This is a genomic window from Pseudomonas sp. DSP3-2-3, from assembly GCF_049898225.1.
Lineage (GTDB): Bacteria > Pseudomonadota > Gammaproteobacteria > Pseudomonadales > Pseudomonadaceae > Aquipseudomonas.
On sequence record NZ_JAFCXH010000041.1, the window covers coordinates 1 to 12967 of the forward strand.

Below are 12967 nucleotides of genomic sequence, written 5' to 3' on the forward strand. Positions count from 1 at the left end.
ACACCCATACCCGGAGGATCGCTTCGCGTCACGTACCCAAGGCAGGAGCCGTATGCGGTAGTTCCGCACGTACGGATCTGTGCGGGGGGCGGCAGATAACTGCCGTCCCTACCGCGCCCCTTACGAGTTCCGGCTGCTACCTAGAGATTTTTTACGTTTTCTTTATATTCCTTCCTCTCGATCTATCTAGAATTTACGGGTTTCGCTAGGACGAATCTTACGAGTCTCGATGGCTCGAATAGCCTAGCGCCCAAAACAGCAGTGGCTAAAACTCCGCTGATTAAACACTACGCGCGTGTCGAAGGATTCGTGTATGGCCTCTGGATAGAGTGTAGAGATGCGTCCTACGACAGAGAACCGCCCCCAATGCAGTGAGAACCGTCCTTGACTCAATCGTCGACCATTACCGCGGAAAGTACCGTAAAAAAAAGCACAGCAAGCGGATTGCTGATTGCTGCCATCGGCGTCGTGTATGGAGATATTGGCACCAGCCCCCTGTATACGATGAAGGAGATTTTCGGCGGCCACTACGGGGTTCTACCCACAGAAGCTGGGGTCTATGGCGTTTTGTCACTCATCTTTTGGTCATTGATCTGGGTTGTCACGGTCAAATATGTGCTGTTCATCCTGCGGGCAAATCATCAGGGTGAAGGCGGTATAATGGCCCTGACAGTGCTGGCACGCCGAGCGACCGTCGGTCATCCGCAACTGCAGACAATCTTGGTTATGCTGGGGATCTTTGGCGCCGCTCTTTTCTACGGCGACAGCATGATCACCCCTGCAATCTCGGTACTCTCTGCGGTCGAGGGCCTAGATTTGGCGTTCGAAGGCATCAGCGCGTGGGTCGTGCCATTGGCCACGATTGTTCTGGTCGCGTTGTTCGTGATTCAAAAGCACGGCACTGCGAAGATCGGTGCGTTGTTTGGCCCCGTCATGGTTCTTTGGTTTGTCGTCCTGGGCTGTCTAGGCGTTTACGGCATCGCCCAGCGTCCAGAAGTACTGCAGGCACTGAACCCATTGTGGGCTTTCAATTTTTTCATCAGTCATCCCGGCATTGGCATCACAATTTTGGGTGCGGTGGTGCTCGCTTTGACAGGTGCAGAAGCTCTCTATGCCGACATGGGCCATTTCGGCCGCAAACCGATTGCTAGGGCATGGTTCTTACTGGTGCTGCCAGGCTTGGTGTTGAACTACTTTGGCCAAGGTGCGCTGATACTTGGTACACCGGACGCCGTGCGTAATCCCTTTTATCTGTTGGCACCTGAGTGGGCACTGCTGCCGATGGTCGGGCTATCGACGCTGGCAACTGTCATCGCCTCTCAGGCGGTGATTTCGGGCGCGTTTTCGTTGACCCATCAGGCCATTCAATTGGGCTACGTGCCGCGAATGTTCATTCAACACACCTCCAGCCAAGAGCAAGGGCAGATCTACATCGGGGTCGTGAACTGGGCCTTGATGGTAGGGGTGGTGCTCCTGGTTATCGGCTTTGAGTCATCAGGTGCGTTGGCGGCAGCTTATGGGGTTGCTGTGACTGGCACCATGTTGATCACGACCTTCTTGGCGTCGGCTGTAGCCTTGCTCCTTTGGAAGGCGCCGAGATGGTTTGCCGTTCCTATGCTTCTCGGATTTGTAATCGTCGATGGCCTTTATTTCGCAGCCAACGTGCCGAAGATTTTCCAAGGCGGAGCGTTCCCGGTCATCGCGGGTATTGCACTCTTTGTCCTGATGACAACCTGGAAGCGTGGCCGAGAAATTTTGATGGAGCGATTGGATGAGACTTATCTTCCCCTTCCGGTATTTGTTGCGAGTATTGCAGCTGGCCCGCCGCATCGAGTGCAAGGAACCGCCGTTTTCCTGACGGCAAAATCAGGTGCAGTACCGCATGCGCTTCTGCACAACTTGCTGCACAACCAGGTATTGCATGAGCAAGTTGTACTATTGACTGTGATCTCGGACGAGAGGCCACGGGTGCCGCAGACTGAACGTGTAGAGGTAGAGAGCTGCGGCGAAGGCTTTTATAGGGTAAGCCTAAATTTCGGCTTCATTGAAGAGCCAGACGTGCCGCGCGCGCTGCTCACCTGCCGATTTGATGGATTGGAGTTCGCTCCGATGCGTACAACGTATTTCCTCAGCCGAGAAACCATCATCCCTACCAAACAGATCGGTATGGCACTTTGGAGAGAACGCCTTTTTTCGTTCATGCTGAAGAACGCAAACGGGAGCCTCAGGTACTTCAATTTGCCGGTTAACCGCGTGATCGAGCTAGGTACCCAAGTGGAAATGTAAATAAGGCCGCTTTTCGGGCAACGTAGCGCAGCAGGGGGGGGCGCTCGCCAGTTCGCTGTTGGCGACTCCGCCTTCAGAGCTTTTAAAGTTGGTTAGCGGGATAATAACGCGCCGCTCCTGAAAAGCGATTTCCTGAGCCGCCACGCCATGAACAGACTCAACAACAGCATCCCTGATATCAACGTCGGGAACGTGACCCACCACGGAAACCTCGACGTCATCATGCTGAACTCGGACATGCCGCCGATGCTCGCAATGAGATTCAAAGGCAAGAACACCACGTTGACCACCGTAAGGTTTCGAAGGGTGGCATTCATATTGTTGTTCGCCATATTGCCTCGGGCATCCATCAGAGAAGCGAATACGGTGGAATAGATTTTCGCCTGCTTGTAGCACTGATTATTCTCGATCATCAGGTCGTCCAGCAAAGCGATGACCTGAGCCGGGAATGCATTTCTCTGGGCGTGGTTATGCAGGCGGTCAAGCACGGCTCCGTTACTTTGAATCGCGTTGATGTAGTAGATCAGGCTTTCGCTCAGATTGAACATTTGCAGCAGGTGCTGATTATCAAGAGACGTATCAAATTTCTTATGCAGTTCCCGAGCGATAAGCTTGATAACCCGCAGGTGGCCCAGGTAGTGATGCACGCTGTGGAATAGCAGGTCGATGAGTATGTCCAGCGGGTTGTTCAAGGGCCGATGGGTGCCAGCGGGGCTAAGCAATGAATTTCCTGCCGAAATAACGACCAAGCTATCAACGGAGAATAGAAGACCGAATGAGGAAACCTCAAATGACATGGTCGCGGCGCCCGAGTAGCTTTCAGGACGCTTCCAGATGAGGAACAGCTGACCGTCATGGAATTCGATTCGCGAGACTTCGTCGGGGTCTAAAGCAGAGTCCAGCATATGTGCATCGATGTGAAATTGCCCATGCAAATAAGCGCGCTCTGCGTGGGTCGGGTTAGTACAGAGCAGCAGAGGTGCTTCCTCGGCCGTCGTCTCGTTCAATTTGCCGTCGATTAGGCTATAGCGCTCGATCATTACATCGTCTCTACTGCTGAAGACTTATACGCCATGGCCTTGATGCTTGAGCTCCAGGCGCCGGATGAACTCCTCCAATATTCGGTCGTACAACCCCTCCTGGATGCAAGCATCCTCAATCCCTGCGTCCAGGTTTGGGTTGTCGTTTACCTCAATGACCACAAGGCGGTCATCGGTCTGCTTGAGGTCTACACCGTATAATCCGTCGCCAATCAGGCTGGCAGCATCGACCGCGAGTTTCACCACGTCGGCGGGCACCTCTTCGATGGGCACCGTCTCACACAGGCCGTTGACGTCATTGCTTTGAGCCTTGTGGTTGTAGATTTGCCAATGCCCTTTGGACATGTAGTAGCGGCATGCGTAGAGCGGCTGTCTGTTGAGCACACCGATGCGCCAATCAAATTCTGTGTAGAGGTATTCCTGGGCCAGCAACAACACTGACCGCTCGAATAATTCAGCTGCCGCTTTAGTGAGGTCGGCTTGTGTTTCCACCTTGATGACGCCCTTGGAGAAACAACCGTCAGGGATTTTCAACACGACGGGAAAACCCAAGCGTTCACCAGTCTGTTCCAAATCCTGGATGCGGTCGCGGTAAAGGATTTCAGTGGCCGGCATTCCAAGGTTGTGCTTGTTGAGAAGGTCAGTGAGAAACACCTTGTTGGTACAGCGCAGAATGGACGCCGAATCATCCATGACCACCAAACCTTCGTTCTCAGCTTTCTTAGCGAAACGATAAGTATGGTTATCGACGCTCGTGGTTTCTCGAATGAACAGCGCGTCATATTCGGCCAACCGCGCGTAATCCTTCTTCTCAATCAGCTCAATACCCACCCCCAATCGCCGGCCCGCCTCAACGAACCGCTGAAGCGCCAAGGGATTTGAGGGAGCCAACGCTTCTGCGGGGTCGTGCAAAATCGCCAGATCATAGCGAGACTGACGCAACGAACTGGGCTGCCGCCATATGCGTCGGTTGAACGTATCCAGCGCGTTGGCGAAATCGTATTGCTGCTCCTCACGAAGCTTATGCAACGCACCTATTTTGATTCCGGCAATATGCCAACGTTGGTTTTTGACGAATTCGACCTGCAAAATCGGCGTTGGAAACGTATCAAATAGCTGCTGGGCCAGGTTCTGCAGGGGTATCAAATCAGTCTTGCCAAAGTGGAAACTGAGTGTGAACCCTTCCGTCTCACCATAGGGGTGATTGGATATTGCTTTATCCAACACCTTATCCAGGTCATCTAATACCAGTCCGTACAGTGCCCGCTTGGTCAGTTCGCTGATGGTTCTGACGGAGGGTATGACTTTGTGCCCACGCGCCTCGGCCAACAACGAGCAATAGTAGCCGTGTCCAAGATACTTATAGCTTCGACATAGATTGATGATTTGAACCTGTCCTCCAACGTTTTTGTAGCGCTTATCCTCCAGGTATTCCTGCGCCGTTACGATACTTTCACTGGGTAGGTAACCGAGCCAGTCATCTCGGCGTTCAACGATAACTAATAACTTGCTTGAGGGGGATGTCGCCGCAGACCCACTTTTAACAGGCTGTAAATTAAACTCGACCTTTTGCAAAACTTCCATTACGTTTGAATACACCGAAACCATGATGAAGGGAGCCTTTGGAGTGCAGGTAGGCCTTTAAAACACATTTGAGCTGAGCTGTCCCTCGTCGTTACGATTACTTTACGGTAGAACTATGATATTTAACTATCGCTTTGCGGTCGCGGAAGATATTGATGCTCTTCAACTGTTGGAAAATCAGTGTTTCGAACAGGATCGATTATCTCGGCGCAACTTCCTTTGGATGATTCAGCGCGCCCATGGAAAGTTACTCATTGCTGAAGATGAAACAGGATTGGCCGGTTACTCGCTGGTTCTATTCCATCGAGGAACATCACTGGCGAGATTGTATTCATTGGCGATTGCAACCCGTGCCAGGGGCATGGGCCTGGGATTAGCATTGCTTCAGCGTTCAGAGCAGTTGGCTATCGAACATGAGTGCGCGCACCTGCGCCTTGAGGTACGCCCCGACAATCCATTGGCGGTTCGTTTGTATGAGCGAGCGGGCTACCGTCTATTTGCAGAAGTGGACGATTACTACGAAGACCACGCTCGGGCACTGCGCTACGAGAAGCGCGTGGTCATGCCAGTTGCTGGTAGTGTCATCGCCGTTCCGTATTATTCGCAAACTACAGAATTCACCTGCGGCGCCGCGTCACTGCTTATGAGCATGAGGGCTCTCGACCCTGAACGAGCCTTTTCGCGGGAAGAAGAGATTCAGTTGTGGCGCGAAGCGACGACCATTTTTATGACTTCCGGCCATGGTGGCTGCAGCCCGCATGGATTGGCATTGGCGGCCTGGAGGCGGGGCTTTGATGTGCGCTTGCACGTAAGCCGACCAGGCCCTCTGTTTTTGGATGGAGTGCGCCGTGAGGACAAGAAGTCCGTGATGCGGCTTGTTCATGATGCATTCTGTAGTGAGCTGCAAGCCAGCGGAGTGCAGCAATCCAGGTCTGGTCGCCTGGATCTGCTTCAGATTTTCGGTGCCGGCGGCGTTCCTATCGTTTTAATAAGCAGCTACCGACTAACGCGATCCAAGGCACCCCATTGGGTAGTGGTGACCGGATGCGATGAAGACTTCGTTTACCTCCATGATCCTGACCTTGACCACAGCCGGTATCGCCAGCGACTGGACTGCCAGCACGTGCCGCTAACGCACCAGGAGTTCGAACGGATGAGCGTCTTTGGCAAAGACAAGATCAGGGCAGCGTTGGTGCTTTTTAAGCTAGATATTGACGCTCCAAACGGTAAGTGATTTTGGCAGCTAAGGTTAAGCAACCCAAATATTTTAGCCGTTCAATCGCTACCTAACGACGGTTTTACCCTAATGCGTTCTTTATTACGTGGGTGTTCGCTGGGTTCAGCGTTTAGTACTGTAGAGAGCCTCAGGTGGGGCTGCAGCGCCGAAGTTACAAACAGGGGACGGATGGCTAAGTAGTAATTGGCTAAACGTAACGCGGGGGCATAAGGTGGTTGAATTGCTTTGACACCAATCGTAGGCATTGGGTCAATGCCGCCTTGAGGCCGACGAGGGTTGTGATCGGCCTGGTTGGGATGCATTCATATGATCGAAATCATGTAGTCAACGATCAGGCGAAGCTTGCTGAGGTCGTCTTCGCCTTGGCTGGTGTTTGCAGTGTGAAACGCTTGGCGAACTCGCAAATACAAGTTTTTGGCGGCGCCAGGCAGGATTACATATTTCGCAACTGTATTAGTATCATGATACTTTCCATTAGCACGGTAGAGACCTATGTAGGCACTGTTACTTGCAGTGTGAGTTCCGTAGATATCCATATCGTTGAAATACCGTGCGTGAGCTCAGCCCGGAGATACCAAACGGTTCCATATTTAGATCATAACGAACACCCATTGCCTCATTGGCGGTAAAATCTTCGAGCTAGCTGGCACGAGGAGAGCTGGCCTAAGTAGCCGCGTTCAGTACGATCCCACAGTAGCATAGACTAGGCGTGAACTCAGTACTGCTGATTGTTAACGTGTTTTGTTTTTCTTAGATTCCCTGGCAGTCAAGTATTCGAAAATGAACGAAGCAAAGCCGAATAACCCGATCATTATTATAATCATGGTTCCCAAATCTGAATTGCTCATGCGGATGCTCTCCTGCAATATGTGAGCAAGAAGAGTAAGGCATCCAGATGGAAACTCAATGACTTCTACAATCTCTTTACACGTTGGCAATAATCTTTACGTTAAATATACGGCCAAGCTGATTCCTACCGTTTGGAGGGAGTTGGGTCAAGGTGCAGGCGATACTATCGCAAGGGAAATTAGTCCATAAAAGAGCTGCAGAAAGCTTGCTCACGTTTGTTCCCAGCACCAGCGTATAGGTAGTCGAACGTGTCGAGGGCGATAGTGGCTCGAGAGGTGTTTGGCCAGCAATGCATGCACATCCTGAGTGATTGCATCTGGCGTGAAACGATCTGGCGAAAGGGGCCTAACGCCCTTGGGCAATGCTTTGCGGTTTTCCACATCAAAGTTCCAGGCGCCTCCGACCCGACTGCAGTCTCCATTCAACAATAATCCACTCTTGCGCCACGTCTCTCTGTAAAAGAACTGCCTGCTCAGCTGCTTTTTGCCTAGTGCTCAGTTAAAGAACTCGGTGCGCGTGCAGAGAAAGCAACTATCGGAATACCGCTCAATCGCTAAACCACACTTTTAGGGATCGTTCTAGGTGCCAGTCGCCGCACTCAGTGATGTGTATTTCCTGGCTGCAGTAGTGCCTGCCAACGCCGCAACTCGCTCGGCACCGATCCACTATTTTTCGGATGATCAAGCGTCAAGTACTCCACTCGGATTCCCTGCTTCTGCAGCTCCTCAGCGAAATGCCGCATGGCGCTGAAGGTTAGGGTGTTTTTTTGCGGATGGTGGGGGACATGGCTAGCTTCCTCCATCACCTCGACTAGGAGCGCCGTATCGCTTTTGGTATTCAAACACTGCAGTGAGGTGAGATCGAATGACAGCTGATCACCCAAGATCAGGCGTAGCCGGTGGGATCTCTTCATCGATAAGATCCAGCGTAATTTGAGTTCCCAAGAATCAATTTCCAGCGAGGCGCGCGATAATTTCCCTGGCCCATTGCGTGGCTGAAATTACCCCTCTGAGAACGACAGGATTGGCATCCTAGTTCTTGCTTCTCACCTGCGACGTCCTGCTGCCTGGGGCGGGTTTACGTTCTGAAACTTCACAGTTGCCGTCGCGACAGCGAGCGCTTCCATCAGGATGGGGCAGCCAAGCTAAATGCGGGCGCCAGCGGCAAAAAAGGCGATAGCCAATGTTAAGTAGCGGCCTGGTTAACCGCCATGATAACGGTGTGGCCCAGATACCGAGACCCGCTGCTCGCCAGCTCCAGAGCGTAGCGTCCAGGCCTGTGACCCACGCTCCATCGTCGAACCTGGCGTGCAGTGATGACTCCATATGCTCAAAAGTGAATCCCAGAGATTTAGCGTCGAACGCATCATCACTGATGTCAACAAATAGAAGGCGATTCGGTGTGGCTCGTGCCCTTAGGATCTTGATCTCGCGAGCGCAGAGTGGGCACTCACCGTCAAAATAGAGCGTCAGTGGCCACTGTTTTTTCTTGTACAAATCCAAATACCTTGTATAAGTTATTTACAAGATATTCTCAAAAAAGCACGCTGACAACGGGCGCAACCTTTCGCTATGAAATTAGTTTTTTTGGGGATGCCTTCTTGGCGATTCTGAGGCTGGCTTTCGGCAAGTATTCTCATTAGCTCCGACCGCCCTAGTCATCCATAAATCAGATGGAAACCGGCTAGCCCTTGAGTAGGTAAACAGGCACGTCCGTCCTTGCTTGAAAGCACTGAGCTGTCAATGCAGTGCGTATTACTGACTAGAGGGGCCATTTAGCCTCGAAGTATCGTCAACGCAGCGTGCTTGGCTAATAGCGCCATTCGCGTCAATCCAGTCCCGTACAGGGCATATTTTTCGAGATAGTCATGAAGAAACCGCTTTCGTTGGCCACACGCATAGGGCTTAGCTTCGCAGCGATCTTAGCGCTACTTGTAGTGATAACCGCCATCGGCATTCAGCGCGTTGCGTTTATCGATTCCACCTTGGGCGACGTTAGTGAAAACGCGGCAAAAGTGCAGCGCTATGCCATCAATTTCCGTGGCAGTGTGCATAACCGCGCCATTGCGATCCGAGATGCGGTGCTGGTGGCGAATGACCTAGATCTGGAAAAACACTTGGCGGAGGTTACAACCCTGGAAAAGGCCTACTCCGATTCGGCGGCCCCTATGGATCAGCTGTTCAAGGGCTCAAGCGTGACAGGCGAAGAGGTTCGACTACTGGCTGCTATCAAGGACATCGAACAACAAACCCTAAAATCTACCCAAGCGGTAATCTCCATGCGCCGAGCTGGCGACATTCCGGGAGCCCAGGCATTGCTGATGCGTCAGACTTCTCTGGATTACAGTGAGTGGTTGAAACGCGTGAATGCGCTGATCGACTACGAGGAGGCGTCAATCAAGGCGAAGCTTGGCGCAGTTCAGGCAACCGCAAGCCAGTTCAGTACGCTGATGCTGATCGCGACCGGCATTGCCCTGCTGCTGAGCATTCTTTTGTCGGCTGTGATTATTCGCTTCGTTAAGTCCACGTTGGGCGCGGAGCCCACTGAGGTTGCCTTAGCCATCGAGCGCCTGGCTGCTGGTGATCTGAATCAGGCTATTTCCACAGATTACCCAGGCAGTGTGATGGGCGTGTTGAAAAACGCGCTTGGCCACTTGGCAGAGACTATTCAGCAAGTGCGCAAAGCAGCCCAAGAGGTCAACCACTCGTCTACCCAATTGTCTGCCACCTCATCGGCAAACAATGACCAGATCAGCCTACAGACCCGCGAAGCCGAGCAGGTGGCCACAGCCATCACGCAAATGGCGGCGACTGTTAATGAAGTATCCGGGTATGCCGCGCAAGCAGCTGATGCATCCCGGTTGGCGGATATCGAAGTGGAAAGCGGCAATCGATTGGTTGCAAGCACCACCCTTGCCATTGAACAGCTGGCGGTAGCTCTGGAGCAAACCACGGGTACGGTGAATCAAGTATCCAAGCACAGTGAAAATATCGAGTCAGTGATCGACGTAATCAATTCAATCGCCTCGCAAACCAATTTGCTTGCCTTGAATGCTGCCATCGAGGCAGCGAGAGCTGGAGAGCATGGGCGCGGGTTTGCGGTGGTAGCTGATGAAGTACGTTCTCTGGCCAACCGTACCCAGCAGTCAACCGAGGAAATACGGGAGATGATCAGCACGCTACAAGTAGGTACTGAATCCGCCTCGCAAACCATGCGCGATAGTTGCGAACTGGTGAGCCAAACCGTGGCGCAAACTCGCAGGGCGCAGAGTGCGTTAGCCAAGATCAGCGAGCAGGTGGGCGCGATCAGCGATATGAACGCCCAGATCGCCAGTGCCTCCGCGCAGCAGAACAGCGTGGCCGATGATGTGGCTCAAAACATCAACCGTATTCACGGATCCACGGTGCAATCGGCCAATGGCTCGCGGCAAGTGGCAAAGGCGAGTATGGAACTCGCGCAGTTGGCGGATCGCCTTACAGAGAAAGTAGCGTTCTTCAGCGCGGCTTAGGGTATTCAGGTTGGGATCAGAAGAACTTCGTTGGCGCGTGAAGGTGTGCTGATATCGAGAATTTATAAATTGAACTTTTAAACCTGAACCATGGGGTGCTGCTCAGGTTACGGTGGCTCATCCACCTCGCAATAAGACCACACGTTACATCGCTTTCTGCCCGTCGGACGACCTCAATATGCAGCAGGTCATGCCGATAGACTTGTTATGACCCAAGAGGCGGTTTCCATGTTCAACACCAAAATCAAGAACCAGCTTCAATCTCAGGCAGCTGAGCTGTCGGAGCTGCGCCAAATGCGTGATGGCCTGAACAGTGAAATGCTGACCTTACACATTGATTCGGCTTTTAAAATCACCGCATGCAACGAAAATTTTGCACAGGCTTTGGGCTACAGTCAGGATCGGCTCATAGGTCGTGCCATGGCCGATGTTGTTCCGCAGTACGTATCCAAGCTTCCTTGCTTTCACAACTTTCGAGCAGCAGTAGCCGCAGGTAAGTCCATCTCTGACGAATACAGGTACCTGCATGCTGACGGCTCATTAGTGTGGCTCCATGCACATTGGCAGCCCATAACGGATGCGACTGGCAGTTTGAGTCATATCACCTGCTATGCGACGAATATTACCTCCCGAGTAGAAAAAGCATCGGAAAACGCCTCCTTCATCGACGCATTACTTCGTTCGACGGCGGTCATCGAGTTCGATCTCTCCGGGCATGTACTCATGGCGAATGACCAGTTTTTAAAAGCCATGGGCTACAACCTGGGCCGGGCTAAAGGAAGTCACCACCGTATTTTCTGCAAGCCAGAGGAAGCTTCGTCCCAGAGATACAAAGATTTTTGGTCAACCTTGAACAAGGGCGAGTTTGTTGCTGGCCGATTCGAACGTATTGACAGTCGGGGGCAGACGGTATGGCTGGAAGCGACGTACAACCCGGTTTATGACACCGAGGGAGCGCTCTGCAAGGTAGTTAAGTTTGCGACGGTTGTCACCGACCAGGTTGCCCGTGAACAAGAAGTCAGTGAGGCAGCCCAAACTGCATTTGAAATCTCCCAGCAGACCGACGTTACTGCTCAGCGGGGAGCAGTCGTAGTCAACGATACTATGCACACCATGCGTAAAGTCGCTGTAGATATGCAGGCTGCCTCTGGCGGGGTCGAAGCGCTCGGGAAGCAGTCACTGCTTATCAGCTCGATTATTCAGACGATCAGTAGTATTGCCCAGCAAACCAACCTGTTGGCATTGAATGCTGCGATTGAAGCTGCCCGTGCAGGCGAGCAGGGTCGAGGCTTTGCGGTGGTGGCTGATGAGGTTCGACAATTGGCTGGGCGCACCAGCACTGCTACTGAAGAAATTGCGTCGGTTGTCTTGCAGAACCAGAAGCTGGTGGATGAGACCGTAGCTGCGATGGCAAACAGCAAGTCTCAAGCAGAGCAAGGCCTTGAACTTGCTACGCAGGCAGGTCAGGTAATTGTTGAGATTCAGGATGGCGCCAAGAGGGTAGTCGATGCGGTGGGCAGGTTTGCGACTCAGGTGGCTTAGGTTTTCACACTTGGCACTCTCTGCGTGATCGTTACCTTCGCTAGGTTAGCGACGAGCGCACAGGATGTCTCGATGCTGAGGCAGCTTGCCGGGCCTGCGATGAGTTGTCATCTCCAGAACACGCCGACTATTCTCTTCCGTGATTCTGCATTTGCGCCTACACGCCTAAGTAAACGCAGCGCCGCCGTCATTAACCTCAACGACCTCTCCGGTCTATCCAACTGAGTTGTTTAAAAACAACTGACAGCTGCCTAGGATTAGAGGACTTCACGTGAGCGGTACATGCACGCCTGCTAGAAGGAGCCCGCACGGGCTCCGAAAAACTGAACCGTTATGCGTTCAAGCCGAGAGGTACTCGTCCACAGATTTAACGGTGGCGTAGCCGAACTCAAATGCTGCCATCATCGCCGCATGCGCTTGAGCGGCAGGCACGTTCACGCCGCGAAATGAGAGATCCAGGGTGGCGCAGGCATCATGCAGCACAGTAACCGGATAACCCATGTCCGCCGCAGCACGCACTACAGCGTCGATGCACATGTGGCTCATCGCACCTACCACCACGATATCCTGGACATCGAAAGCATCCAGCTGCTTCTTGATATCAGTGTCTCTGAAGGCGTTGATGTGCTTTTTAACGGTCACGGGTTCTAGACCAACAGGAGCTACAGCGGGTTGTATTTCCGCTCCGCTAGATCCCTTGATAAATATCGTGGCTCCCTCATTATCGGATTCATGCCGTATGTGAAAAACTGGAATGCCTGTAGCTCGTGCGTGGCTAATCACTCGGCTAGCATTCGCCACAGCTGCTTCGATCCCAGACAAAGGCAATTTGCCAGTCGGCAGGTATTCGTTTTGCAGATCAACTACTACAAGGCCTCGTTTCATAACGATCTCCAATTTAGTCACTAATTTGATTTTTCC

6 protein-coding genes and 6 pseudogenes are annotated in these 12967 nt (G+C 52.5%); 6 read left to right on the forward strand and 6 right to left on the reverse strand.

The window, feature by feature from the left end; genetic code table 11:
* Positions 1-384 precede the first annotated feature (384 nt).
* The gene (locus ACP7E4_RS27670; RefSeq protein ID WP_426119132.1) at positions 385-2286 is read left to right on the forward strand and encodes a potassium transporter Kup; all 1902 of its coding nucleotides are present in this window, start codon (positions 385-387) and stop codon (positions 2284-2286) included.
* Between the two features lie 92 nt (positions 2287-2378).
* Here ACP7E4_RS27670 and ACP7E4_RS27675 read toward each other — a convergent pair whose 3' ends face one another.
* Together ACP7E4_RS27675 and ACP7E4_RS27680 are read right to left on the reverse strand one after the other, a co-directional pair.
* A complete protein-coding gene (locus ACP7E4_RS27675) occupies positions 2379-3326 on the reverse strand; it encodes a magnesium transporter CorA family protein (RefSeq protein WP_426119131.1) in 948 nt (315 codons plus the stop codon).
* Between the two features lie 24 nt (positions 3327-3350).
* Complete coding sequence (locus ACP7E4_RS27680) at positions 3351-4934, reverse strand: RimK family protein (protein WP_426119129.1); 1584 nt, start codon at positions 4932-4934, stop codon at positions 3351-3353.
* A 91-nt stretch (positions 4935-5025) separates the two neighbouring features.
* Between ACP7E4_RS27680 and ACP7E4_RS27685 the strand changes: the two genes are divergently transcribed.
* Entirely contained in the window at positions 5026-6144 is a 1119-nt protein-coding gene (locus tag ACP7E4_RS27685; protein ID WP_426119128.1) for a GNAT family N-acetyltransferase/peptidase C39 family protein, read from the forward strand.
* Between the two features lie 305 nt (positions 6145-6449).
* On the opposite strand, the pseudogene ACP7E4_RS27690 reads toward ACP7E4_RS27685, so the two are convergent.
* The 3 genes and pseudogenes from ACP7E4_RS27690 to ACP7E4_RS27700 all read right to left on the reverse strand — a co-directional run.
* Positions 6450-6689, reverse strand: a pseudogene (locus ACP7E4_RS27690) (OprD family outer membrane porin); the annotation flags it as partial.
* A 488-nt stretch (positions 6690-7177) separates the two neighbouring features.
* Positions 7178-7909: pseudogene (locus ACP7E4_RS27695) on the reverse strand (cryptochrome/photolyase family protein); the annotation flags it as partial.
* A gap of 118 nt (positions 7910-8027) precedes the next feature.
* Complete coding sequence (locus ACP7E4_RS27700) at positions 8028-8492, reverse strand: thiol-disulfide oxidoreductase DCC family protein (protein ID WP_426119127.1); 465 nt, start codon at positions 8490-8492, stop codon at positions 8028-8030.
* A gap of 371 nt (positions 8493-8863) precedes the next feature.
* Here ACP7E4_RS27700 and ACP7E4_RS27705 point away from each other — a divergent pair.
* The 4 pseudogenes from ACP7E4_RS27705 to ACP7E4_RS27720 all read left to right on the forward strand — a co-directional run.
* Positions 8864-9373 (forward strand): annotated as a pseudogene (locus tag ACP7E4_RS27705) (methyl-accepting chemotaxis protein); the annotation flags it as partial.
* 609 nt (positions 9374-9982) lie between these two features.
* Positions 9983-10504: pseudogene (locus tag ACP7E4_RS27710) on the forward strand (methyl-accepting chemotaxis protein); the annotation flags it as partial.
* Between the two features lie 318 nt (positions 10505-10822).
* Positions 10823-11509 (forward strand): annotated as a pseudogene (locus ACP7E4_RS27715) (PAS domain-containing protein); the annotation flags it as partial.
* Positions 11510-11611: 102 nt separating this feature from the next.
* A pseudogene (locus ACP7E4_RS27720) lies at positions 11612-12046 on the forward strand (methyl-accepting chemotaxis protein); the annotation flags it as partial.
* 339 nt (positions 12047-12385) lie between these two features.
* Here the strand turns inward: ACP7E4_RS27720 and ACP7E4_RS27725 are convergent.
* Positions 12386-12931 carry a cysteine hydrolase family protein gene (locus ACP7E4_RS27725; RefSeq protein WP_426119125.1) on the reverse strand — a complete coding sequence of 182 codons (546 nt, stop codon included), beginning with the start codon at positions 12929-12931 and terminating at the stop codon, positions 12386-12388.
* Positions 12932-12967 lie beyond the last annotated feature (36 nt).